Source organism: Erwinia sp. AC075, from assembly GCF_979253995.1.
This window is the reverse complement of the sequence record NZ_CEEDEU010000001.1, coordinates 26,148-50,861: the sequence shown is the minus strand read 5'-3', so window position 1 is coordinate 50,861 and position 24,714 is coordinate 26,148. Positions and strand designations below refer to the sequence as shown.

Here is a 24,714-nt window from a genome sequence, read left to right as displayed (position 1 = left end):
TTATGAACCCATACGGTAGTTCGGGGACTCTTTGGTGATCGTCACATCGTGAACGTGACTTTCCGAAATACCGGCGCCGCTGATGCGGACAAATTCTGCTTTGGTGCGCAGGTCGTCGATGGTAGCACAACCGGTCAGACCCATACAGGAGCGCAGGCCACCCATTTGCTGGTGAACGATCTCTTTCAGACGGCCTTTGTAAGCCACACGGCCTTCAATCCCTTCCGGTACCAGTTTGTCCGCCGCGTTGTCGGTCTGGAAGTAACGGTCAGAGGAGCCTTTGGACATTGCGCCCAGCGAACCCATGCCACGGTAGGATTTGAATGAACGGCCCTGATACAGCTCGATTTCGCCCGGAGATTCTTCGGTACCCGCCAGCATTGAGCCAACCATGACCGCGCTTGCACCTGCGGCGATCGCCTTAGCGATATCACCCGAGAAGCGGATACCGCCATCGGCAATAACCGGAATCCCGGTGCCTTCCAGCGCTTCAACCGCGTCAGAAACCGCAGTGATCTGAGGCACACCGACGCCGGTCACGATACGCGTGGTACAGATGGAACCCGGACCGATACCCACTTTCACTGCGCTGACGCCAGCTTCAACCAACGCCAGTGCGCCTGCACCGGTCGCCACGTTGCCGCCCAGGATCTGCAGATCGGGATATTTCGCACGGGTTTCACGGATACGTTGCAGAACGCCTTCAGAATGGCCGTGTGAGGAGTCAATCAGCAGCACGTCAACACCCGCAGCCACCAGCGCATCAACACGCTCTTCGTTGCCGGCACCGGCGCCAACCGCAGCACCCACACGCAGACGGCCATGCTCGTCTTTACAGGCGTTAGGTTTACGTTCGGCTTTCTGGAAGTCTTTCACGGTGATCATGCCCAGCAGATGGAATTTATCATCCACCACCAGCGCTTTCTCCACGCGTTTTTCGTGCATTTTGTGCAGAACCACTTCGCGGGCTTCGCCTTCGCGAACGGTAACCAGACGGTCTTTCGGGGTCATTACCGCCGAAACCGGCAGGCTCAGGTCGGTCACGAAGCGCACGTCACGACCGGTAATGATACCGACCAGTTCGTTGTCGCCGTTCACCACCGGGTAGCCTGCAAAGCCGTTACGTTCGGTCAGCACTTTCACATCGCTCAGCGCGGTGGTTGGCAGAACGGTCTGCGGATCGGTAACCACACCACTTTCATGCTTCTTCACCTTGCGAACTTCTTCCGCCTGGCGCTCGATTGGCATGTTTTTGTGGATAAAGCCGAGTCCACCTTCCTGTGCCAGTGCGATAGCCAGACCGGCTTCGGTCACGGTATCCATAGCAGCGGAAAGCATTGGGATGTTCAGACGGATAGATTTGGTAAGCTGGGTGCTGAGGTCAGCCGTGTTTGGTAAGACTGTGGAGTGAGCAGGAACGAGCAAAACGTCGTCGAAAGTCAGGGCTTCTTTAGTGATTCTTAGCATGGCAATATCTCAACCTCAGGGTGAATGAGAACTTGTAAAATATTGCCGCGGCATTATACAGGCCGTAATCGATTGCCTCCAGCATTATTTACGAAAAGTTCTTGATCCCACCAGTCAGGCCTGTAGTATCGGTCAATTAACCCTCTGATTTAAAGTTTGATCTTCATCACATGTCGCTACCGCCATCAGCCAATATTTTTACCGTCAGCCGTCTCAATACCACAGTGCGCAAGCTGCTGGAGATGGAAATGGGCCAGGTCTGGCTGAGTGCTGAAATCTCCAACTTCTCGCAGCCCTCTTCCGGTCACTGGTATTTCACTCTGAAAGACGATGGTGCCCAGGTGCGCTGTGCGATGTTCCGCAACAGTAACCGGCGCGTCACCTTCCGGCCGCAAAATGGCCAGCAGGTGTTAGTCAGAGCAACCATCACCCTGTATGAACCGCGCGGGGATTACCAGCTGATTGCCGAAAGCATGCAGCCCGCCGGTGAAGGTCTGTTGCAACAGCAGTTCGAGCAACTGAAGCAGAAGCTGATGAGCGAAGGGCTTTTTGAACAGAGCCATAAACAGCCGTTGCCGGATCCGGCCCGTCAGGTTGGGGTGATCACCTCGTCCACCGGCGCCGCGTTACATGACGTCCTGCGCGTACTGCATCGGCGCGATCCCTCGCTGCCTGTCGTCATCTACCCTACCCCGGTTCAGGGCGTGGATGCGCCGGCAAGCATTGTTCGCGCCATTGAAACCGCCAACGCCCGTGCCGAATGTGACGTGCTGATTGTGGGACGCGGCGGCGGCTCTCTGGAAGATCTGTGGAGCTTTAACGACGAGCGGGTTGCCCGCGCGATTTACGCCAGCCGCATTCCGATTGTCAGTGCCGTTGGCCATGAAACCGATGTGACCATCGCCGATTTTGTTGCCGACCTGCGGGCACCGACGCCTTCTGCTGCCGCCGAGCTGGTGAGCCGTAACCAAATCGAACTGTTGCGACAACTGCAATCTCAGCAAACCCGGCTGGAAATGGCGATGGATTATTACCTCGCGCAGAAGAGCCGGACCTTCACCCGCATTCAGCATCGTTTGCAGCAGCAGCACCCGCAGTTACGACTGGCCCGTCAGCAGACCGCGCTGATGCGTCTGCAACGCCGCCTGGACGACGCAATGCAGTTACGAGTGCGTCAGGCCGGCCGTCAGCAAGAACGCGCTGAGCAGCGTCTGAGCGCGTTTCAGCCGCAGGCGCGCATCCATCGCGCTCAGCAAAACCTGCAGCAGTGGCAGTACCGTCTGCAACAGGCGATGCAGCAGCAGCTGAATGGCGGGAAACAGCGCTTCTCAACGCTTACCGCGCAACTTGAGGGCGTCAGCCCACTGGCGACGCTGGCGCGTGGGTTTAGCGTCACCACGGCCCAGGACGGCCAGGTGGTGAAAAAGACCCGCCAGGTGCAGACCGGCGACACGCTGAAAACCCGGTTAGATGACGGTTGGGTCGAGAGCGAAGTCACTGCCGTAACCCCGACTAAAAAACCGCGCAAGCCGAAAAATCCCGCATCCTGATTGCCATGCCGCCTGATTAACAGGCGGTACTGACTTCACCGCACAACTCTCCCCTGGCGACTATACTTTTCGCATACCCATCATCGACCAGGGAGCTTGGTATGCACTATGGCGTTATTCCCCCTTACATCCTGCGCAAAATAATCGATAACGGTTCCGGGCAGCAGCAAAGCTGTGCGCGCAATACGTTAGTCCACGTTCAGACGCTGATGGCCGAGAACTGGATCAAACCTGAAGGCACAACACACGCCACGCCCGGCGAGGTCCAGCGGGAAATTTACGATTCAGAACAGACGCAAAATCTGCCCGGTACGCTGGTTCGTCGAGAAGGCCAGCCCGCAGGCAGCGATATCGCCTCGACCGAGGCGTATGACTATCTTGGTTTTACCTATGATTTCTTCTGGCAGGCCTACCAGCGCAACTCGCTCGACAATCAGGGCCTGACGCTGAAAGGCACCGTCCACTATGGCAAAGACTATCAAAATGCCTTTTGGAACGGTCAGCAGATGGTGTTCGGTGATGGAGACGGCGAGATATTTAATCGCTTTACCATCGCGCTGGATGTGGTCGGTCATGAACTGGCACACGGCGTCACCGAAACCGAAGCCGGATTGATTTACTTCGAGCAGGCTGGTGCGCTAAACGAATCGCTGTCGGATGTCTTTGGCTCGCTGGTGAAGCAGTTCCATCAAAAGCAGACAGCCGACCAGGCCGACTGGATTATTGGCGAAGGCCTGCTGGCCGACAAAATCAAAGGCAAGGGCCTGCGATCGATGTCAGCGCCCGGTACCGCCTATGACGACCCGTTATTAGGTAAGGATCCGCAGCCCGCCGACATGAAAGGCTACATCCAGACCCGCGATGATAACGGCGGTGTGCACCTTAATTCCGGCATTCCAAACCGCGCATTCTATCTTGCGGCAAAAGCGCTGGGTGGCTATGCATGGGAACTGGCCGGATACGCCTGGTATGACACGGTCTGTGACAAAACCCTGCCGCAGAATGCCGATTTCAAAACCTTTGCCGGTTTTACCATCAAGCATGGTCAGAAACGGTTTAACAAATCCGTCGCGGAAGCGATTGAAGAGGCCTGGAAACAGGTTGGCGTACTCTGATGGACAGCTTGCCGGAACTGAGCGATGACGCGGTGATTGATGTGGCGCGTGAAGGAGGCTTTGCTTATATCCCTAAACTGTCGGGACCGCGACGCATTGCGCTGGCACAGCTTAGCGGGCCTCAGCGTGAGCATGTGTGCAATGTTTTGCGCCAGGCCATGCCGCTGGCCGAATCGCCGGCAGAACAAAGCCGGGCTGGTCAGGGCGATCAGCGCTATTACCGCATCGAGATCAGTTATGCCACGCCCGATCGGCTGGGTAACATCGTGATTATCATTGCCGAAGATCAGGCACCGCCGGCGTTGGTACAGCTCTGGCAGGACGGGCAATAGCCCTGACACGCAGGCAATAAAAAAGCCCCTTCAGTGATGAAGGGGCTTTGTTTTTTCAGGCCTTCAGAGGTTTCCCCCGCAGGACTTACTTATCCAGTGCGTAAGCAATCACGTAGTCGCCACGGTCTGGAGACTGACGGCCACCGCCTGCAGAAATCAGGATGTACTGCTTCCCGTTCTCTGGTGAGACGTAGCTGATTGGCGTACCCTGGCTGCCCACTGGCAGACGCGCTTTCCACACTTCTTTACCGGTTGCGGTATCGAAGGCGCGCAGGTAGTAATCCTGAGTACCGGCAATGAACACCAGGCCGCCCTGAGTGGCCATGGTGCCGCCCAGTGTTGGCATACCAACTGGCATCTGTGCATGCATTTTGATACCAAACGGACCGGTATCCTGCACGGTGCCGACCGGCACCTGCCAGACGATTTTCTGGGTGTTCAGGTCGATTGCAGACAGCGTACCGAACGGTGGCTTCTGGCAAGGGATGCCCAGCGGCGACATGAAGCGGTTTTTGTTCACTGCATACGGCGTGCCTTTCATCGGCACCAGGCCCATACCGGTGTTAACGGCTTCACCACCGTTGTTCACCGCGCCATCTTTCGCCGGTGCCGCAGCAACCATCTGCTGCCACAGGCCCAGACGCATATCGTTGACGAACAGGTAGTTATGGTTTGGATCGGTAGACATGCTACCCCAGTTCATCCCGCCCAGAGAGCCAGGGAAGCTGAGGGAGATATCGGTGCCTGGCGGGGTATAAAGCCCGTTATAGCGCATCGATTTAAAGCTGATACGGCACGCCAGCTGATCGAACGGCGTTGCACCCCACATGTCAGACTCTTTCAGCGTTTCGTTGCCGATCTGCGGCATGCCCACTGAACGTGGCTGAGTTTTGGAATACTGCTCGTTCGGGATATTAGCCGTCGGAACCGCCTGCTCTTCCACTTTGGTCAGCGGCTCACCGGTCAGACGATCGAGAACGTAAATCTGACCAGATTTGGTGCCGATCACCACGGCCGGTTTCTTGCTGCCATCTTTCATCGGGAAGTTGACGAGGCTTGGCTGCATTGGCAGGTCGAAGTCCCACAGATCGTTATGCACGGTCTGGTAAACCCACTTCTCTTTACCGGTCGTTGCATCAACGGCCAGAACCGCTGCACCGTATTTGTGGTCAAGCTTGGTACGGTTAACGCCCCACAGATCGACAGACGAGCTGCCCATCGGGATGAACACGGTGTTCATGTTCGGGTCGTAAGACATCGGTGCCCATGAGTTAGGCGTGCTGCGGGTGAAGTGTTCGCCCGGCATCAGGATCGCATTTGGATCGTCTTTGCCTGGATCGAATGCCCAACGCATTTTACCGGTGATCACGTCAAAGCCACGCATTACGCCGCCAGGCATATCGGTGCTGACGTTATCCGCCACACGTCCACCCACCACGACGGTGCTGCCAGCCAGCGTTGGCGCTGACGTCAGTACATAGCTTGGGTCTTTTGCATCGCCCATACCTTCACGCAGGTCAACGGTGCCGTTCTTGCCGAAGTCAGCACAGAACTGGCCGTTATCTGCATCCAGCGCAATCAGACGGTCATCAATGGTGTTCATCAGAACACGACGCTGACAGGCAGCACCTGCTGGCAGGTTAACCGGTGCCGGCGCGTTTGAACCCGGCGCTGCAGGCTGCGTCAACGGTTTGGTCGCGTCGAAGTAAGCCAGACCACGGCAGCGCATCCAGACGGAGGATTTCGCGTTGATGTCCGCTTTCCAGATCTGCTTACCGGTATCCGCCGCAACGGCAATCACGTTGTTGTGCGGCGTACACAGGAACACGGTGTTACCAACCTGCAGAGGCGTCTGCTGATCTTCCGCACCATTGCCGTCCGGGCTCAGTGGGATATCACCAGTGTGGTAGGTCCAGGCAACTTTCAGATCCTTCACGTTATCGCGTGTGATCTGGTCCAGCGCCACAAAGCGGCTACCGCCAGGGGTATTACCGTAGTTGTCCCAGTCTTTCTGCTGCTGATCTTTCGCAACAGGAACCAGAGGCAATTCCTGACCGTTTGCCACGGTAGGGTGCGGCTGGAACATCTGCACCAGCGTGGCCACCAGGCCAACCACCAGTACCGCAGAGATCGCGTAAGCCGGTTTAGCCGCTGATGATTTGCCTTCGCGCTTGCGCAGGGCTGGCAGCGTAATCATCGCCACCAACAGCAGGCCGGCCAGCGTCATCAGACGGGAAACCAACGGCCAGAAATCCATGCCCGCGTCCTGCACGGCCCAGATAGCCGAGCCAATGAACACCAGCGCGAAAATCGTCACGGCAGAAGATTTGCGGCGGAAGAATTGAATCGCGGAAAGAACGGTGAACACGCCGGCAATAACGAAATACCAGCTACCGCCCAGTGAAACCAGTTTCCCGCCACCAATCACAAAGAAAAGGCCGGTCGCCAGCAGGATTAACCCCAGCAATACGCACCACAAGCTCAGCCATTTTGATGGCCGGGCATTCAGTTGAGACATGGTAAAAATACTCCTGAACAAAATAGGGCTTCAGCACAATCTTCATTTTGCATCTGTACCGCAAACACCAGGGTTGGCAGGTAGCGAAGGGCGATGAACATTATTCTTAAGTCACTAAACTTATTAACAATTCGATACGGGCTTTCCCCGTCCTGTGTTAGCCAAAGCCCCTGACGACGCCTGTTGCAGGCGAGGTGGCTCTGAAATAACGGCAAAATTGTACCACGTGGTTCGTAAAGGAATAAACACAAACTTAACAAACTTCACACTTCTGGCTCTTTTTGGCAAAAGCAGATAGCACACGTAAAAAGCGGAAGAAATAGTTCAGCGCCACAATTATCCATTATAGCTGAAGTGATTTTTTTGATATTCGGAGGCGGGAATAAAATAAAGGGAATAAAAAAGGGAGCCAGGCGGCTCCCTTAATATCTGTTTTACTTTTTCTTCAAATGGCTGATTAAACGCTTACGTTTGCGCAGCTGATTTGGCGTCAGCAGGTTACGTTTACCTTCGTACGGGTTATCGCCTTCCTTAAACTGGATACGGATTGGCGTGCCCATCACTTCCAGCGAACGGCGGAAGTAATTCATCAGGTAGCGTTTGTAGGAATCCGGCAGATCTTTCACCTGATTACCGTGAATCACCACAATCGGCGGGTTATATCCCCCGGCGTGAGCATATTTCAGCTTCACACGGCGGCTACGAACCAGCGGCGGCTGATGGTCATCAGCCGCCATGTTCATGATGCGGGTCAGCATAGAGGTGTTCACGCGGCGCGTTGAACAGTCATAGGCTTCGGTGACCGATTCAAACAGGTTGCCGACACCGCTGCCATGTAAAGCAGAGATGAAGTGTACGCGCGCAAAGTCGATAAAGCCCAGACGGAAGTCCAGCGTCTCTTTCACTTCATCACGCACTTCCTGTGACAGGCCATCCCACTTGTTGACCACAATCACCAGCGAGCGGCCGCTGTTGAGGATAAAGCCCAGCAGCGACAGATCCTGATCGGAAATGCCTTCGCGGGCATCGATCACCAGCATTACCACGTTGGCGTCTTCGATAGCCTGCAGGGTTTTGATTACCGAGAATTTCTCAACGGTCTCCGTCACCTTGCCACGCTTACGTACACCGGCGGTATCAATCAGGATGTATTCGCGACCGTCGCGCTCCATCGGGATATAGATACTGTCACGGGTGGTACCCGGGGCATCAAACACCACCACGCGGTCTTCGCCCAGAATACGGTTAGTCAGCGTTGACTTACCGACGTTAGGACGACCGACGATAGCCAGTTTGATCGGCAGATCCAGCGGGTTGAAGTTGTCTTCAGCTTCCGCTGCTTCGATTTCACCCTGCTCTGCCGCTTCCAAATCAGCCCAGTAAGCGGCGTTCTCTTCTTCTTCCGTCAGCGGTGCAGACTCTTCCACGACTTCGCGGTAAGGCTCCAGCACATCTTCCAGCAGGCTTGCGACGCCGCGGCCATGAGAAGCAGCAATCGCATGGATCTCGCCCAGGCCTAACGAGTAGAAATCCACCACGGCAGAATCAGGATCCAGACCGTCAGTTTTGTTCGCCACCAGGAAAGTCGGTTTTTCGCGCGAGCGTAAATGCTGGGCGATAGCGATATCAGCAGGCATCAGGCCGGCACGGGCATCAACCATAAACAGCACCACATCGGCTTCTTCAATCGCCAACAGGGACTGCGCGGCCATGCGCGTTTCCACACCCTCTTCGTTACCATCAATACCGCCGGTATCGATGCAAATAAACTGCTGCCCTTCGACCTCAGCACGACCATATTTACGGTCACGCGTCAGTCCAGGAAAATCCGCCACCAGCGCATCTCGCGTATGCGTTAAACGGTTAAACAGGGTGGATTTTCCCACATTGGGACGCCCGACCAGCGCGACCACAGGTACCATATTGAAGCCTCATGACAAAAATTAAGCGCCTGACATACATACTATTCATGCACGACAAACAAAAAGAGTGCTGACGCACACGCAGGCTGAAGGCGTAGAGGATACCACGCCCAGAGAAAAACGAAACGGCCCCTGACGAATCAGGAGCCGTTTAAGACCAGAACAGCGGGTGGAAGTTAGCGGGTAAACGCGTAAACTTCGCCGCCTTTTGCCTGGATCAGTAACTTATCGCTGGCGACGACCGGTTCAGTCTGGAAGCCGGAGCTGTCGACGTTCTGCTGAGCAACGAAACGACCGTCATCGGTATTAATCCAGTGCAGATAGCCTTCGCTATCGCCGACAACCAGATAGCCGTTGTACAGCACAGGCGAGGTCAGGTTACGGTGCAGCAGATCGCTCTGACGCCAGATGGTCACGCCACCTTCGGTATTCAGGGCAACCACACGGTCATCCTGATCGGCCAGGTAGATACGGCCGCCATCAACGATCATATCGTGCACGGAGCCAATTTCACGCTTCCACAGGATCTGACCAGAACGCAGGTCCATCGCGGTCAGGTTGCCGTTGTACGCCAGGGCATAAACCACGCCATTGACCACCACCGGCGTGGTATCCACGTCAGACAGGCGATCGATTTCCGTGGCGCCGCTTGGCTGGGAAATACGCTGCTGCCAGATAATCTGGCCCTGGTTCATCATCACGGCGCTCACGCGACCGTTATCACCGCCAACAATCGCCGCACCGAAGGCCGCTGTAGGCGCAGACTCACCGCGTAGGGAAAGCGCCGGCACGTCGAGGTTCACAGACCACTTAATGGCACCGCTGGTCTGATCCAGACCCTGCAGCATGCCGTTACTAGTGTGAATCAATACCAGGCCATCGCTGACCACCGGACGAGACAGCACTTCACCGGCCGCCTGGGTCTGCCAGGCAACGGAACCGTCGCTGGTGTTGAGGGCATAGACCTGAGCACGTTCGCTACCGAGGTAAACATGACCACCGTCAACCGTCACGCCACCTGAAATCAGTGCAGGACGATTGCTGGAGAAGAAGCCGGTTTTTTCTGACAGGTCAACTTTCCACTGTTCTTTACCGTCGCCCGCGTTCAATGCTTTCACAATGCCATGGCGATCGGCGGCATAAACCGTACTGTCTGCCCAGCCTGGATGCAGGTTGGAGTAGTAATCACCTACACCATCACCTACTGAGGTGCTCCAGACTTTTTCCGGGGTAAACTGATTTTCAACTTTTGGTAACGGTGACATTTTGACGACGTCTTCTTCACCGCTAAACCATGAACATCCGCTGAGCAAAGTGACTGAAATCAGTCCCGGCAGAAGTATCTTACGCAATTCCATGAAATCCCTCTTGAGCCTGTGGAGGCAATTTTATACCGCGGGTAAACTTAGCCGGGTAAATTATTCATTTTCATCTGCAGCATCTCTTTCAGCGCCGGAGACGCGTCAGAGTCAATGCCTTTGCTCCAGGCATCGTGGGCGCCTTTGGTGTCGCCTTTGCTGAGCAGGGCTTCACCACGCACGTCAGCCACGATAGCTGTCCAGCCGTCACCTTTGATTAAATCGAGGGTTTTTACCGCCTCATCAGGTTTCTTCTGCTGCAGCTGAATACGCGCCAGGCGCAGATTCAACACGGCTTGCAGGTTCGCGTCTTTAGTATCTTTCAGGCCGCTTTGCAGCTGGGCTGCGGCTTGATCCAACTGGTTGCCGTCGGCGTAGCGCTTGGCCACGTCCAGAGAAGCCAGCGCACCGTAGGTGTTGCTGTTTTCACTGGCAAATTTGGCCGCAGCGGCCAGCGTTTCTGGCTTGCTGCTGTCCAGCGCGCCAGACACCTGCTGATAAGCTGCGGAGGTTTCACGGCTGCTGCCATCTTCATGGCTGCTCCAGTAGCGCCAGCCGGCCAGGGCACCAATACCAATAATGACGCCGATAACCAGTGCTTTACCGTTCTGGGCAAAGAAACCGCGTAACGCATCAACCTGTTCGTTTTCGTTGCTATAGACTTCCACGCAAACCTTCTCCTTTAAAACCGCGATACCGCTTTTGGCTTATTTCAACATCGCTGCCAGTGTGGCTGCAGCATCACGTTGCGCCAGCGTCTGTTGCTCGCCATTGCGCAAATCTTTAATAGTCACCTGCCCGTTGGCAACTTCATCTTCGCCAAGCATCAGTGCAACGCGAGCGCCCCACTTGTCCGCACGGGCGAACTGCTTCTTGAAATTACCGCCGCCGAAGTTAGTCATTAACTTCAGTGTCGGGTCTGCATCACGAATCTGCTCGGCCAGTTGCATGGCGGCTGACTGCACGCCTTGACCCGAAGCGATAACATAGACATCGACAATTCGCGTCGGTTCAAATTCCGGATTAACTGCCTGAACCAGCAGCACCAGACGCTCCAGCCCCATCGCAAAACCGACGGCTGGGGTCGCACGACCGCCAAGCTGTTCAACCAGACCATCATAACGGCCGCCGCCACAAACGGTGCCCTGTGAGCCCAGACTGGTGGTCACCCACTCGAAGACGGTGCGGTTGTAGTAATCAAGCCCGCGCACCAGACGCTGGTTAACGGTATAGGCGATACCCGCCGAGTCCAGCAGTTCACACAGGCCAGCAAAGTGCTCGCGTGATTCAGCGTCCAGATACTCGCTCAACTCCGGTGCAGCGTTCAATAACGCCTGAATATCCGGGTTTTTGCTGTCCAGCACACGCAGCGGATTGGTGTACATACGGCGCTTGCAGTCTTCATCCAGCACGTCCTGATGTTGTTCCAGGAAAGCGATCAGCGCATCACGATAGTTAGCACGCGCCTCCAGTGAACCAATTGAGTTCAGCTCGAGCTTAACGTGTTCAGAAATGCCCAGCGCTTTCCACCAGCGCGCGGTCATCATGATCAGCTCAGCATCAACGTCAGGGCCCTGAAGACCGAAGACTTCCACACCCATCTGATGGAACTGGCGATAACGGCCTTTCTGCGGACGCTCGTAGCGGAACATCGGTCCCACATACCAGAGACGCTGCTCCTGATTGTACAGCAGACCATGTTCGATACCGGCACGTACGCAACCTGCCGTGCCTTCCGGACGCAGCGTCAGGCTCTCACCGTTGCGGTCTTCGAAGGTGTACATCTCTTTTTCAACCACGTCGGTGACTTCACCGATGGCGCGTTTGAACAAAGGGGTCTGCTCTACAATCGGCAGGCGGATTTCACTGTAACCATAGCTGGCCAGCACCTGCTTGAGGATCTGCTCAATGCGTTGCCATACGACGGTTTCCGCGGGGAGGTAATCATTCATGCCACGGATAGCCTGGATATTCTTCGCCACTTTTTTTCTCTTCTTAACTCTGGGGCTGGTTAAAAGGGCCGGGACAGAATGTCAGTAAACTCTGTCCTCCGGCCTTCAGGCCAACCCGTAAATGCGATTTATTTTTCTAACTGCTGGATAGCAATGCGGCGGCTTTCGTCCATCATCGTGGCTTTAGCACGGATGCGGGCTTCCAGCTGATCGATCATGTCGTTGTTATCAAGACGTTCACGCAAGCGCACGCCGTCTTCATATAGGCCACTTTTCTTGTTGCTACCGGTGACGCCAAGGGTGGAAACCAGCGCTTCACCCGGGCCATTCACCACACAGCCGATAATGGAGATATCCATCGGCGTCACAATATCTTCCAGCCGCTGCTCAAGCTCATTCACCGTGCCAATCACATCAAATTCCTGACGTGAACAGGTTGGGCAGGCAATGAAGTTGATACCGCGTGAACGAATGCGCAGGGACTTGAGGATATCGAAGCCGACTTTCACTTCTTCCACCGGATCGGCGGCTAACGAAATACGCAGCGTATCGCCAATGCCTTCTGAGAGCAGCAGGCCAAGACCGATGGCAGATTTCACTGAGCCAGCACGCATGCCACCGGCTTCGGTGATGCCAAGGTGCAGTGGCTGATCGATCTGCTTAGCCAGCAAACGGTAAGACTCAACGGCCAAAAACACGTCGGAGGCTTTAACGCTGACTTTAAACTGATCGAAGTTCAGGCGATCCAGATGATCGACATGACGCATGGCAGATTCCAGCAGGGCCTGTGGCGTAGGTTCGCCATACTTTTCCTGCAGGTCTTTTTCCAGCGAGCCGGCGTTCACGCCAATGCGGATAGGGATGTTGTAGTGACGCGCGCAGTCCACAACCTGGCGGATACGCTCATCATTGCCGATGTTACCTGGGTTGATGCGCAGGCAGTCAACGCCGTATTCGGCAACCTTAAGGGCAATGCGATAGTCGAAATGGATGTCAGCAACCAGCGGGACATTGACCTGCTGCTTGATCAGGCGAAAAGCCTCAGCGGCGTCCATGGTAGGAACAGAAACGCGAACAATGTCGACACCGACACGCTCAAGCGCTTTGATTTGATTGACCGTCGCCGCCACATCGGTGGTTCGCGTGTTGGTCATGGACTGAACGGCTATTGGTGCGCCATCGCCCACTGGCACCTTGCCGACGTAAATGCGCGTAGATTTGCGACGGATAATGGGTGCTGCGTTATGCATAGTCTTCTTTCTCCACAATTACTCGCGATCAGAAAGATGCGTTATTGCGCACCGACTGTCAGGCGAGCAACCTGGTTGGTACGGATGAAACGACTCAGATCGACCGGCTGGCCCTGATACTGGATCTGAACGGCGCCCGGCGCACCAATCTTCAGACGATATGGCGCTTTACCGGCGAGGCTGAGTTTACCACCACTACGCTGCATTCCGCTGAACAGTTTTTTCCCTGTTGCATCGGCGACTTCCAGCCAGCAGTCTTTATCGAAGCTCATCACCAGCGCATTGCCGTCGGCAGCAGGCGCGCTAACGCCTGCAGATCCGGTTGGCATCTGGCTGTTGGCCGTGTTGTCCACTGGCGCCTGAGAAGGCGAAACGGCAACAGGCTGTGAAGAAGCCGCGGCATTATTTGCCGGGGTCTGAGTTGCCGCAGGTGCGCTGGCTGCTGCTGGCGCCGAAGCTGATGGCGTCTGGGCTGAAGCGTCAGCAGGAACACTTTGAGCGGCCGAGTTATCGGCCGGCGTGTTGTCATTGCTGCTGTCACCCAGCGGGATCGACTGGCTATTATCGCCACTGGTTCCCGCGTTCTGATCGGCCATCGACACCAGATCGTCCTGAGCAGCCTTGTGGTTTTGCCACCACCAGGCGCCGGTCAATCCGACGACAACAAACAGGACCAGCCAGGTGAAAATCATCAACCAGCCATCGCGTTTTTTGCGACGTTTGCCCAAAGAAAAACTCTGCATCGGCTCCACTTTGGCAGCACGAACAGGTGAATGCTTAGCCATCATCGGCAGCAGTTCATCTTCAGGTACGTGTACCAGACGGGCATAAGAACGGATATATCCCCGCAGGAAGGTCGACGCCAGATCGGCAGGCGACTTGTCCTCTTCAAGATCACGGACGGTGGAAAGTTTCAGGCAAAGGCGTTCAGCAACGTTCTGCTGAGTCAGTCCCATTTGCTCACGGGCACTGCGCAGGCGCTGGCCTGTTGAATTTACTGCTGAGTTATCTTGAGTGGCTTCAGTATTCATTAGCTAAATAATGCAGGTGCTGTATCGATTGTGGAAAATTTCGCGCCAACTGCGCCCCGGCAAGCTTTACGCCTTCGGGTTGCTGCGCCAGCGCGGCGAAGCGAATCTCTAACCACAAACTCTCAGCCGTGGCTGAAAAGTTGCGTTGATAAACATCTAAAAGGAGCCGCGATACCTCGCGCTCATTCTTTCCAAATCGCCTTTCGGCTTCTGCCAGCAGAGCCTTTCCCTTGTCGACAGCGTTTTGTGTTGCCTCAACCAATGCTGTCCGTGCCCTGTCCTGTTCCCCCGCAAGGAGGTAGCAGTAACCGGCATTTTCACGCGCATCGGCAAGCACGCCGTTTTCAGGTAATTCAGCGGCTTTGCTGAACTGCTGCTGAGCCGCATCATACTGCCCTAAACTACAGAGAAACGCACCGTAATTATTGATTACATCACGGTTTTGTCCTGCCAGCAGCAGAGCCTTCTGATAATGCTCGCTGGCGGCAACCGGGTTATCCGATCGCTGGTAAAAACGCGCTATCGCCAGCTGAACACGATAATCCGTCGGCGCAAGCACCACGGCCTGATGCAGATTGCGCCCGGCAGCAGATAAATTATCGCGGGCCAGATAATCCAGCCCCAATTGTAGTCGGGTCTGCAGCAGTTCATTGCGTTGCGATGACGAGTGGCAGCCTGCTATCAGCAACAGTGCCAACCAGAACGGGAATCCTTTACCCATGCAACCTCCTGATTTGAGTTAAGCGTATGGTACGCTTTTCACATCAGGGCGGACAGCACGGGTCACTGCCAACGTTCAGGTTTCAGAGCGCTTTCACAGAAATCGCTTCACCGGCCATTTTTTTACGCAAGGTACGCTTGGTACGGTCAATCACTTCCCCGGCCAACTGTCCGCAGGCCGCATCAATATCATCACCGCGCGTCTTACGCACAATAGTGGTAAATCCGTAATCCATCAACACTTTAGAGAAACGATCGATGCGACTGTTCGAACTGCGACCATAAGGAGCGCCCGGGAAGGGGTTCCATGGGATCAGGTTGATTTTGCATGGGGTGTTTTTCAGCAATGCCGCCAGCTCGTGTGCGTTATCGGTGCTGTCATTCACATGATCCAGCATCACGTACTCAATGGTCACACGGCCCTGATTGGCATTGGACTTAGCAATATAACGGCTCACCGAGGCTAAAAACGTCTCGATATTGTACTTTTTGTTAACCGGCACAATTTCGTCACGAATTGTGTCGTTTGGCGCATGCAGGGAGATCGCCAGCGCCACGTCAATCATGTCGCCCAGCTTATCCAGTGCGGGAACCACGCCTGAAGTGGACAGGGTGACGCGACGCTTGGACAGACCGAAACCAAAGTCATCCAGCATGATTTCCATCGCCGGAACAACGTTGTTCAGGTTAAGCAGCGGCTCGCCCATACCCATCATTACCACGTTGGTAATAGGGCGCGTACCGGTGATTTTAGAGGCACCGATAATTTTTGCTGCACGCCATACCTGGCCGATAATTTCAGACACGCGCAGGTTGCGGTTAAAGCCTTGCTGCGCCGTCGAGCAGAATTTGCATTCCAGCGCGCAGCCCACCTGGGAAGAGACGCACAGGGTGGCGCGGTCTTTCTCCGGAATGTACACGGTTTCGACCTGCTGACCGCCAACGGTGATCGCCCATTTGATGGTGCCATCGGTCGAGCGCTGCTCGGTTGCGACTTCAGGAGCGCGGATTTCAGCAACTTCTTTCAGCCTGTTGCGGAAAACCTTGTTGATGTCGGTCATCTCGTCGAAATCATCACAGCAGTAGTGATACATCCACTTCATCACCTGATCGGCGCGGAACGGCTTTTCCCCCATGCTGGCAAAAAACTCGCGCATTTGCTGACGATTCAGATCGAGCAGGTTGATTTTTTCTGTTTTTGGCGTGGCAATGACAGGAGATTCGGACGACGGACTCACAATTAGTTCAGACATAATATTCTCTGGCCTCGTTATTACACGTTATGGCTCTGGGGGAATGGAAGGTAAAGTAATGCGCCCCTGACAGCCAGGCTGGTCAGGGGCGCATTATCATACAAGCGTGTAGCGACAGGTTAAAGCGCGTCTGCAAAATAAATTGTAAACGCCCGGCGCTATTCGCCCTGTAGTAACGATCTTAGCGGGTGCGTGGGCAAACTTCACCTTCGCCGAAGAAATAGGCGATTTCACGGGCAGCAGATTCAGCAGAGTCAGAACCGTGGGTCGCGTTCTCGGTGAAGCTGTCAGCGTAATCTGCACGCAGAGTACCTGCCAGTGCGTTAGCTGGGTTAGTTGCGCCCATCAGGTCACGGTGACGCTGAACGGCGTTTTCGCCTTCCAGCACAGAAACCACAACCGGACCTGAAGTCATGAACTCTACCAGACCGTCGAAGAACGGTTTGCCCTGGTGTTCAGCGTAGAAACCTTCAGCCTGCTCTTTGCTCAGGTGCAGCATTTTGCTGCCAACGATTTTGAAGCCAGCGCTTTCAAAACGGTTAAAGATGGCACCAATAACGTTTTTTGCCACCGCGTTCGGCTTAACGATAGAAAAAGTACGTTCGATAGTCATATGGACCCCTGTTTGATGTCGAGTTTGGCCGGTGAAAAGGCTCCCCGGCCTGGAAAATGGCGCCGATTATAGGGGGCATCGCCGCCCTTGCCTATCGGAGATTCAACAATTTAATAAAAAAATGCGATCTATAAACCCACAATTATTTAGCGGTTTTATCGCATTCAAGCGGAATCACTCCACAGTAAAAGTTGCCGAGGCGACTTGTCCACCCTCATCCAGCACCGTTAGCTGGTAGCTACCGGCTTTACCTAATGACAAATTTACGGTGTCTTGCCGGTTTGGGCGCGGAAGCGCACTGCCGTCCAGGAACCACCAGCGTTGATTTCCGCGGCCTCCCTGCGACGTGACGTTCACATCCAGCTGACTTTTACCTGGCAGACGATGCAACAGCTGACCACTGCGAACGCCCGTTAAAATCAGAGGAACCGCACTGCCGTTATCCAGTGGCGGACAGCTGGGATCCACGGCGGGCAACCGCTGTTGCCGTCGCTCAGACACCGGCAGCCAGGGTTCCAGCGGTAATGGCCACAACACCACATTTGCCCCCTTCGCCTGCGGGCAATCCGCTGCCACGCGCAAGCCTGCGGCATTTATCCATACTGGCTGTTGCAGCCCTGCCAGATTTTCCTGTCCTTCCGCCAGTAAAGTGGGCGGTGTCGTCCCTTCCAGAATCCAGCTTTGCTTACGCTGCCGGCAATTGCTATCGCCTTCAGGTAACGCCTGTCCACCCGGCCAACACAGCGATCCGGCGGAGACCGTCGCAGGACGCGGTTCGACGGGTAACCAGTTACCGCGAAAACCGGGTGAGGTCATCAGCAAATTATTGATTTGATTCAACACCGGTACGGCGCTGGCAAAGCCAAACTGCCCGGCAACCGGTGTTCCATCCGGACGGCCAACCCACACGCCGATCAGATAACGAGGATTGACGCCGATGGCCCAGGCATCCCGGTAGCCGTAACTGGTCCCGGTCTTCACCGCCAGCGGGACAACGCCCGGTAACAGGTTGTCTGCTAAGGGTTTGGCCTCCCCGGCAAGGATGCGCCTGACGATCCACGCAGCGCCGGGAGAGAGTAACGGCCTTTCCACCAGCGGTTGTTCCGGCATAAAGCGTAATCCTGCCGCCAGCCCGTTGCGGGCAAAGGCACTGTAGGCCGCAACAATCTGATCCATTCGCGCACCGGTCCCACCTAAAACTAAGGACAGGTTTGGCTCCGCTGCCGGCGGGAAACGCAACGTCAGGCCCACATTGCGCAAGCTGGCAGCCAGAAACTTCGGCCCGACCGCCTCCAGCAGTTGCACCGCAGGCAAGTTCAGCGAACGGGTCAGTGCTTCGCTGGCGCTAACGGCGCCGTGAAATCCGGTATCAAAATTTCCCGGCCGGTAATCACCAAAACGGCGTGGGACATCCTGCAACAGCGATTCCGCGGCGATCAGCCCCTGATCCAGCCCCATGCCATAGACGAAAGGCTTCAGAACCGACCCCGGCGAGCGGATGCTGCTGATCATATCCACATGGCCGAAGCGGCTGTCATCGTCCAGATCGACCGAGCCCAGATAGGCCCGCACTTTCATCGTGGCATGATCGACCACCAGGACAGCCATTGAGGTGCGCGGCGGTAGCTGGCTTTTCCAGCCTGACGCCAGCGCCTCTATCTGCCGCTGCAGTGCGGCATCGACCGTTGAGACGATCTTTTGCTGGCTGGACATCGCCAGTAAACGGCGGGATAGCAGTGGGGCCAGCTGTGGCATCTGCCTTGGCGCCAGCCAGACAGGCTCCGGATAAATCTCCTCAACCAGCTCTTTCGGCCAGACATGCAGAGCGACCATTCTTTCCAGTACTTTATTACGCGCGGCCTGAGCCCGCTCTGGCCAGCGATCGGGCCTCAACCAGCTCGGTGCCTGTGGCAACACCGCCAGCAATGCGGCTTCGCTTTTGGTTAGCTGCGAGGGAGGCTTACCCAGCCAGGTCCAGCTTGCTGCGCCGACGCCTTCTACCGTGCCACCAAAAGGCGCACGGTTGAGATACAGCGTCAGAATGTCACGCTTGGACAGATGCCATTCCAGCTGCATGGCGCGCCATGCCTGCCAGAGCTTGCCGGTAAAGGTTCTCGGGTGGGGATCAATCAGTCGGGCAACCTGCATCGTTAGCGTGCTGCCGCCTGAAACGATCTCACCTCCGCTCAGATCCTGCCAGGCTGCCCGGATAACCGAGAAGGGATTAATACCCGGGTGATACCAGAACCAGCGATCTTCATAGGTAAGTAACGCTTGCAGGTAATCAGGGGAAACGTCTTCTGGCGTAACGGGATAACGCCAGACGCCCTGGGCATCAGCAAAGCGCCACAGCGGCGTGCCATCTTCCGCTACAACCACTCGCGCTGGCTGCAGCTCCTTCAGCGGCAACGGCCACAGGCGATCCGCCAGTACAAGCAGCAGCACAACGGCAATCGGCACCATCAACCAGCTGGTATAGCGTAAAAGCTTATTCATTGGTTAGCGGTGCCCGGCGTTAAGCCAGGCACCTGCAACTCAGTGAATCGTCAGGCTGTCTGGCGTAGTTCCCAGCGCCCGCCATTGTGGGACATACATCGATTCCACCTGTGGAGGCGGCATCAGGTACTGACCCGGCGTCACCGCCCTTGCCAGATAAAGCAGGGTAACCGGGCGATAGCCATCCACATCCACCGCGGCAACAAAGCGATCGTCGCGGAACTCGATGTGTTTGATATTGGCCTGCTGCATATCCCCCATCAACTCCTGCACATCGGCGGCGCTCTCCTGCAGGCTGGCGCTGCTGTTGGCCAGGTTCTGGTTTTCCAACTCAAGTCCCGCCGGCAGAAGATCGACCACCAGCGCATCTGGCACCCGGCGATCCGCCCAGACCTTCAGGCTGACCAGCAGCAAATCACCGCTCTTCAGGTTTTCCAGTGAGATCTCCTTGCCCTGAAGATCAAGATAGCGTCGGGTGACATTCAGCACACTGTTGAAAGGCGCCGGCTTAGCCGTTGGGTAGCCAACCACATCCAGTCGACTGTAAATGGCATCCACAGAATCGTTTTGCAACTGAACCCCTTCCGCCAGCTCTGGGAAGTTTAATGGCGTGGTCACCGGTCCTTTACCATTGAGGGAACTGCCGTTGAGCGTGGCCTGCCAGGCTGAACCTGAGGCATCGGTCAGCGCCCTGCCCACCAAGAACAGGGCATTATTTTCCTGAGTAGACAGCCAGCGCTTACCATTCAAGTTCTGCGTCAACGTAAGCAGTAAGCTGTCCTGCGCCTGTGGCAGCAGCTTATTCTCTGACAACAACACGTAGATCATGGCCTGGTCGCGGATGTCGCTGCCGTAATCGCCCAGCCAGCTCTCTTTCTGGCTGCGCTGCGTCGCCAGTCCGAGGTTCAGGGCTTGTTCAGAACGTGGCCGATCGCCCATTAATTTCAATGCAACGCCCAGTTGGACCAGCGACAGCCCGGTTTTCGCCTGACCTTGTTTATCGAACAGGGCACGCAGTGCGCCCAGTGGCGCTTTTTGCTGACGCGCAAGGACCAGCGCAGCATATGCCTGAACGCTAAAGCGGGAGGCAAAGCTATCCTGGCTGTAGTAAACCTCGATCTGAGTGGGGTCCTGCAGATAGCGCAGCAGGCGCTGGTCTGCATTTTCAATCACTGATTTTTCCACGCCATAGCCCATCTCGTTGGCCCGCACGAGGAAATCAGTGACGTAGGCCGTCAGCCAAAACTCTTCCGGACTCTCTTTGCTCCACAAGCCAAAGCCGCCGTTTGCACGCTGCATTCCCGCCAGACGGTCAATGCCCAGATCGATGGAGGCCCGCCGCGCTTCATCAGTGCTGGTCTTGATCCCCAGCGCCTTCAACTGCAATTGATTGGTAAACAGTGAAGGATAGAGTCCGCTGGTTGTCTGCTCCAGACAGCCGTACGGGTATGCGTAGAGTTCGGCAATATAGCGGGCGATATTCAGCGGAGGTTTATTGCTTAATACCAGCTGCCCCTGCAGGGTTTCCGTTGCCAGACCAGAAAGCGCATCTGCCGGCAAGGCCCACGGCTCACCCGCATGTAGCACGCTGCTAAAGCTGCGCGTCACGCCCGGCCAGGCTGGACGAACGCCAATTTTCCATTGTTGTTTCATCGGTTTGAACGCTTCACCTGGCAGCGACAGGCCAGTAATTTCCGTGCTGACGTCGCCATCTCCAAATCCGGCTGAGGCGGTGACGGGCAGGAACAGCGTTTTGCGTTCTCCTGCTTTCAGGATCACTGATTGCGTCTGCGGATCATCCAGCTTAAGCAAACCACCCGCACTGAACGCTATTTGCAGCGTTTGCGGCTGTGGGGTCAGGTTAGTCAGGTCCATCGCCAGCCTGGCGCGGTCGCCACCCGCCATAAAGCGCGGCGTCGCCAGTTCACTGACTAACGGTGCCGCGACAACCACTTTCTTCTCTGCCGAACCAAAGTCGCTATCACTCCAGGCCTGCGCCATTACGCGCAGTTCACCGTTGAACTCCGGTATTGCCAGCTCAAGCGTGCCCTCGCCATTGGCATCCAGCGTAACGGCCTGCAGCTGTTGGGCCACAATATTGACGTGAGTGACCGGTTTCTGCCCGCCACGGGTTAACGGATCTTCGTCATCGCCGTCACCACCGAAGCGCAGTGCCGCCAGGCGACCGCTGCCTTCAATCAGCTGACCGTAAACATCATATTGATCGGCGTTGTACCGTTTGCGGCCAAAGAAGGCTTCCCACGGGTCCGGCGTTTTGTAATCGGTAATGCTTAAGACACCACTATCAACAGCTGACAGCAGTACGGTGATTTTTTGCGGCACAGGTCCCTGCGAAACGCCCGCTTTCACCTTCACTTTCAGCGTCTGCTGCGGGCGAATTTTCTCTGCGGCATCCAGGCTGAGGGACAAACGTCGGTTCTCTTGCGCCAGCGGAAGATGCAGTAAGCCTACCGCACGTTTTGGCGTGCTTCCCTGGGTTTTATCCCCAGGGCGGATCACCAGCGCGCTGAGATACAGGTCATGGCGTTTCCAGGCGTTATCAACCGGCACGTCAACATCCATGCCACCTGCCGGTACGGTGATCTCCTGCCACCACAATGGACCGTTACTGGACTCCACCATCAGATAGCCTTTACCCGCAGCCGGAGATTCAACGTGCACCCTGGCTTTCTCACCCGGTTTATAAGCCGGTTTATCGAGCTTTAACTTGACCTGATCCGGCCGCAGTGCCCCGGAGCCATCGGTATTATCCTGCCAGCTGTAGCCTGCCCAGAAGCGCACGCTGCTGAGCACATTATTCTCCGGGTCACGCACTTCAAGACGGTAAGATCCCCAGTCCACTGGGTATTCGACACGCGTGCTGCCGTCAGCGGCAATGGTGACGTTGTGTTCATCTTCAACCAGATCTTTCTGATCGAAGCGGGACTGCCAGCCTTCGCTGTCCGAGAAGCTCCAGTAATAATCGCGGCGTTCATGGATCAAACGGACATTCAAATCCTGGGCAGCCAACTTCTTGCCGCGACTGTTGGCATACACCAAATCAAAGGCGGCGGTACTGCCCTCTTCCACCATGGGCTGGCTGTGATAACTGTCGCTGCGATAATCGTACACGTCCTTATTACCAAATAAAGGCCGGATACCGGGTAAAATCTCAGCAGGCCAAATCGCCTGAGAAGCACGGCGCGTCACCGGTCGGCCACCCGCCTCCAGCAGGCTGGCCTGCAGAATGACGGTCAGCGGTGAATGCACCTGTTTCCAGCTCGATTCGGCCACCACGCTGCTGTTGCCCTCGGCGTCCAGCTTGAGGTCAACTTCATCAAGCGTGCGTTTTAGGTCGGATTCATTGATATCGCCAAACTGATAGCCTGGCAGGCTGGCGACAGCATCCCTCAGCGGGCGCAGGAACAGTTGACCTTGCAGAGTGTTTCCGGCAGCCGGAGCACCATACAGATAACGGCCATTCACCTGGAAGGCAGCATCCTCCTCCATAGACTGCGGAAGTGGGCTGCTTTTCAGGGTTAATGCCATGCGCTCTGGCATAAAATCGTCTACGTTAAACGCCCAGCTTCGTTTGCGGTTATCCCCGGTATTCAGGCGGAATGACCATTTGCCGGTGGTTGCCGACTCCGGCAAGGTGAAACGATATTGATAGAGGCCATTTTCTGGCTGCCAGACTAACGTGCGGGCAACCTCGCCATCCGGCTTAACCACTTCCAGCGTGACCGGCTGAGGAGGCAAAGGTTGACCATCGGCATCACGCATCAGCGCATTGATCACCACCGTCTCACCCGGGCGATACAGGTCGCGTGGGCCAAAGATAAAGATCTGCTTGTCGTACCCTTCCGGGCCAGCCACCGCGAATTCCGCCAGATCCAATGCCGGACGCGTCAGATCCAACAGCGTGGTTTGCTCACCCAGCTTTGCCAGCACGATTTTGGCTTTCGGGAAGCGGGTAAATTCCGCATGGCCCTGCGCATCCGCAGTTGCTTCGGCCAGAACCTGCCCTTTTTCGTCCAACAGTGAAAGCTGAGCACCAGGCAGAGCCGCCCCGCTTTCCAGGCTCTGGCTGAACAACGCCAGCGTTTGCGGGAACTGATGCAGAGACAGGCCGATATCGCTCAGCGTGAAGAGCGTGGCGGGGTTGCTGTAGTTATAGGAACCGGCCTGCTTCATCACTGCCAGATACACGCCAGGCTGTTTTAGCGCGTCAATGTTGCTGAGCGGCAGCAGCATTTTTTCTCGGGTATTGCGTTGCGGATTGAGATCAAAACGGCCGGTGTAGACCAGGTCGGCTTTGGTCAGCACATCCTGTGACTGCCAGCTGGAAAGCGTGTTGCCATATTGCCAGGACGCCAGAAAAGAAGGCAGTGAAGCCGGTTTTACCCGAAAGAAATCGACATCAATGCTGTTAATGTTGAGCGCCAGAACCGGCAGACCCTGCGTAACTTTGGTCGGCAGAAGAGAACCGCGGCTGGCAAAGCCAACCATCGGCTGCACGTCACGCGTGGCTATTTTTTGCTGGAAGGCCTGCTCAAGGACAGCGCCATTGGCGGCTTTTATCCCGCTATCAACCGAGACGGTCAGCTCACGCGCCGGTTCAAGATGACGGAAACGCAGTTCTTTACGCGAGGGAGAAAGCTCCCATCCGCCTTCGACTGCACCGGTTTTGGTGTCGATCAAATGTAACTGGCTGGCATAGTTTTGCCGATCGTCAAGCGGGATGGAAAACGTCAGCACCAGCGTGGCGGCGCCATCCAGCTGCACTTCGGAAGCATCAATAAGCGTTAATGATTTACCCGCATCACGTTTAGCTTCAGCTGCCCTCTGCGCGTCACTTAATAAGGGAGGCTTACTGGCTGGCGCCTTATCAGACGCACTCTGGCTGGCCGGTGTCGATGATGTTTCTTCTTTTTGATCGCAGCCACCTAACAGCAGCAGCGAGAAAAAAGCCGCAACATATAATCCATTCCGTTTAACGTTCATCATGACTCCATGGCCAGCACCCGATAATTGAGGTGCACAGTATGACCTCAGCAGGGGCAAAAAAAAGCCTGTTTTTTCACTTTTAGCAACATTTCGCAAAGTTATTCAGGACGCGTCAGCCAACGACACAAGA

At 55.8% G+C, this 24,714-nt stretch carries 16 protein-coding genes; 3 read left to right on the top strand and 13 right to left on the bottom strand.

Annotation, left to right across the window (positions count from 1 at the left end; all coding sequences use genetic code 11):
• On the bottom strand, nucleotides 1-1,467 hold the full coding sequence (guaB, locus tag AC0IXH_RS00190) for an IMP dehydrogenase (protein WP_013203383.1): 1,467 nt from the start codon (nucleotides 1,465-1,467) through the stop codon (nucleotides 1-3).
• A 170-nt stretch (nucleotides 1,468-1,637) separates the two neighbouring features.
• On the opposite strand from guaB, the gene xseA reads away from it, so the two are divergent.
• From xseA to AC0IXH_RS00175, 3 genes are all read left to right on the top strand, one after another.
• Nucleotides 1,638-3,017, top strand: a complete 1,380-nt coding sequence (gene xseA, locus AC0IXH_RS00185; RefSeq protein WP_346598105.1) for an exodeoxyribonuclease VII large subunit — start codon at nucleotides 1,638-1,640, stop codon at nucleotides 3,015-3,017.
• Between the two features lie 101 nt (nucleotides 3,018-3,118).
• A complete protein-coding gene (locus AC0IXH_RS00180; protein ID WP_151036787.1) occupies nucleotides 3,119-4,132 on the top strand; it encodes a M4 family metallopeptidase in 1,014 nt (337 codons plus the stop codon).
• Entirely contained in the window at nucleotides 4,132-4,464 is a 333-nt protein-coding gene (locus AC0IXH_RS00175) for a protealysin inhibitor emfourin (protein ID WP_013203386.1), read from the top strand. Before AC0IXH_RS00180 ends, AC0IXH_RS00175 begins: the two co-directional genes overlap by 1 nt.
• 85 nt (nucleotides 4,465-4,549) lie before the next feature.
• On the opposite strand, the gene AC0IXH_RS00170 is transcribed toward AC0IXH_RS00175, so the two are convergent.
• The 12 genes from AC0IXH_RS00170 to AC0IXH_RS00115 all read right to left on the bottom strand — a co-directional run bounded on the left by AC0IXH_RS00170 (nucleotide 4,550) and on the right by AC0IXH_RS00115 (nucleotide 24,581).
• Complete coding sequence (locus AC0IXH_RS00170) at nucleotides 4,550-6,982, bottom strand: glucose/quinate/shikimate family membrane-bound PQQ-dependent dehydrogenase (RefSeq protein ID WP_134822564.1); 2,433 nt, start codon at nucleotides 6,980-6,982, stop codon at nucleotides 4,550-4,552.
• A 434-nt stretch (nucleotides 6,983-7,416) separates the two neighbouring features.
• Nucleotides 7,417-8,904, bottom strand: a complete 1,488-nt coding sequence (gene der, locus AC0IXH_RS00165) for a ribosome biogenesis GTPase Der (RefSeq protein ID WP_013203388.1) — start codon at nucleotides 8,902-8,904, stop codon at nucleotides 7,417-7,419.
• Nucleotides 8,905-9,080: 176 nt separating this feature from the next.
• Nucleotides 9,081-10,262 (bottom strand): outer membrane protein assembly factor BamB, encoded by a 1,182-nt coding sequence (gene bamB, locus AC0IXH_RS00160; RefSeq protein WP_346566299.1) that lies wholly within the window; start codon nucleotides 10,260-10,262, stop codon nucleotides 9,081-9,083.
• A 47-nt stretch (nucleotides 10,263-10,309) separates the two neighbouring features.
• On the bottom strand, nucleotides 10,310-10,930 hold the full coding sequence (locus AC0IXH_RS00155; protein WP_013203390.1) for a YfgM family protein: 621 nt from the start codon (nucleotides 10,928-10,930) through the stop codon (nucleotides 10,310-10,312).
• 39 nt (nucleotides 10,931-10,969) lie between these two features.
• The gene (hisS, locus tag AC0IXH_RS00150; RefSeq protein WP_338574085.1) at nucleotides 10,970-12,244 is read right to left on the bottom strand and encodes a histidine--tRNA ligase; all 1,275 of its coding nucleotides are present in this window, start codon (nucleotides 12,242-12,244) and stop codon (nucleotides 10,970-10,972) included.
• A gap of 98 nt (nucleotides 12,245-12,342) precedes the next feature.
• The gene (gene ispG, locus AC0IXH_RS00145) at nucleotides 12,343-13,464 is read right to left on the bottom strand and encodes a flavodoxin-dependent (E)-4-hydroxy-3-methylbut-2-enyl-diphosphate synthase (RefSeq protein WP_013203392.1); all 1,122 of its coding nucleotides are present in this window, start codon (nucleotides 13,462-13,464) and stop codon (nucleotides 12,343-12,345) included.
• A gap of 41 nt (nucleotides 13,465-13,505) precedes the next feature.
• Entirely contained in the window at nucleotides 13,506-14,495 is a 990-nt protein-coding gene (gene rodZ / locus AC0IXH_RS00140) for a cytoskeleton protein RodZ (protein ID WP_013203393.1), read from the bottom strand.
• On the bottom strand, nucleotides 14,485-15,216 hold the full coding sequence (pilW, locus tag AC0IXH_RS00135; RefSeq protein ID WP_346566295.1) for a type IV pilus biogenesis/stability protein PilW: 732 nt from the start codon (nucleotides 15,214-15,216) through the stop codon (nucleotides 14,485-14,487). The genes rodZ and pilW overlap by 11 nt, the downstream gene beginning before the upstream one ends.
• An 82-nt stretch (nucleotides 15,217-15,298) precedes the next feature.
• Nucleotides 15,299-16,468, bottom strand: a complete 1,170-nt coding sequence (rlmN, locus tag AC0IXH_RS00130) for a dual-specificity RNA methyltransferase RlmN (RefSeq protein WP_013203395.1) — start codon at nucleotides 16,466-16,468, stop codon at nucleotides 15,299-15,301.
• 181 nt (nucleotides 16,469-16,649) lie between these two features.
• Nucleotides 16,650-17,081 (bottom strand): nucleoside-diphosphate kinase, encoded by a 432-nt coding sequence (gene ndk, locus AC0IXH_RS00125; protein ID WP_013203396.1) that lies wholly within the window; start codon nucleotides 17,079-17,081, stop codon nucleotides 16,650-16,652.
• 174 nt (nucleotides 17,082-17,255) lie between these two features.
• Nucleotides 17,256-19,577 (bottom strand): peptidoglycan glycosyltransferase PbpC, encoded by a 2,322-nt coding sequence (gene pbpC, locus AC0IXH_RS00120; protein WP_471719723.1) that lies wholly within the window; start codon nucleotides 19,575-19,577, stop codon nucleotides 17,256-17,258.
• A 39-nt stretch (nucleotides 19,578-19,616) separates the two neighbouring features.
• Nucleotides 19,617-24,581: an alpha-2-macroglobulin family protein gene (locus AC0IXH_RS00115; RefSeq protein ID WP_471719722.1), complete on the bottom strand. Its 4,965-nt coding sequence runs from the start codon at nucleotides 24,579-24,581 to the stop codon at nucleotides 19,617-19,619.
• Between the last annotated feature and the right edge of the window lie 133 nt (nucleotides 24,582-24,714).

What these genes read in the sequence shown, in the direction of transcription:
- guaB (WP_013203383.1), bottom strand. Translation starts at nt 1,467, where the DNA reads ATGCTAAGAATCACTAAAGAAGCCCTGACTTTCGACGACGTTTTGCTC.
- xseA (WP_346598105.1), top strand. Translation starts at nt 1,638, where the DNA reads ATGTCGCTACCGCCATCAGCCAATATTTTTACCGTCAGCCGTCTCAAT.
- AC0IXH_RS00180 (WP_151036787.1), top strand. Translation starts at nt 3,119, where the DNA reads ATGCACTATGGCGTTATTCCCCCTTACATCCTGCGCAAAATAATCGAT.
- AC0IXH_RS00175 (WP_013203386.1), top strand. Translation starts at nt 4,132, where the DNA reads ATGGACAGCTTGCCGGAACTGAGCGATGACGCGGTGATTGATGTGGCG.
- AC0IXH_RS00170 (WP_134822564.1), bottom strand. Translation starts at nt 6,982, where the DNA reads ATGTCTCAACTGAATGCCCGGCCATCAAAATGGCTGAGCTTGTGGTGC.
- der (WP_013203388.1), bottom strand. Translation starts at nt 8,904, where the DNA reads ATGGTACCTGTGGTCGCGCTGGTCGGGCGTCCCAATGTGGGAAAATCC.
- bamB (WP_346566299.1), bottom strand. Translation starts at nt 10,262, where the DNA reads ATGGAATTGCGTAAGATACTTCTGCCGGGACTGATTTCAGTCACTTTG.
- ispG (WP_013203392.1), bottom strand. Translation starts at nt 13,464, where the DNA reads ATGCATAACGCAGCACCCATTATCCGTCGCAAATCTACGCGCATTTAC.
- rodZ (WP_013203393.1), bottom strand. Translation starts at nt 14,495, where the DNA reads ATGAATACTGAAGCCACTCAAGATAACTCAGCAGTAAATTCAACAGGC.
- pilW (WP_346566295.1), bottom strand. Translation starts at nt 15,216, where the DNA reads ATGGGTAAAGGATTCCCGTTCTGGTTGGCACTGTTGCTGATAGCAGGC.
- rlmN (WP_013203395.1), bottom strand. Translation starts at nt 16,468, where the DNA reads ATGTCTGAACTAATTGTGAGTCCGTCGTCCGAATCTCCTGTCATTGCC.
- ndk (WP_013203396.1), bottom strand. Translation starts at nt 17,081, where the DNA reads ATGACTATCGAACGTACTTTTTCTATCGTTAAGCCGAACGCGGTGGCA.
- pbpC (WP_471719723.1), bottom strand. Translation starts at nt 19,577, where the DNA reads ATGAATAAGCTTTTACGCTATACCAGCTGGTTGATGGTGCCGATTGCC.
- AC0IXH_RS00115 (WP_471719722.1), bottom strand. Translation starts at nt 24,581, where the DNA reads ATGAACGTTAAACGGAATGGATTATATGTTGCGGCTTTTTTCTCGCTG.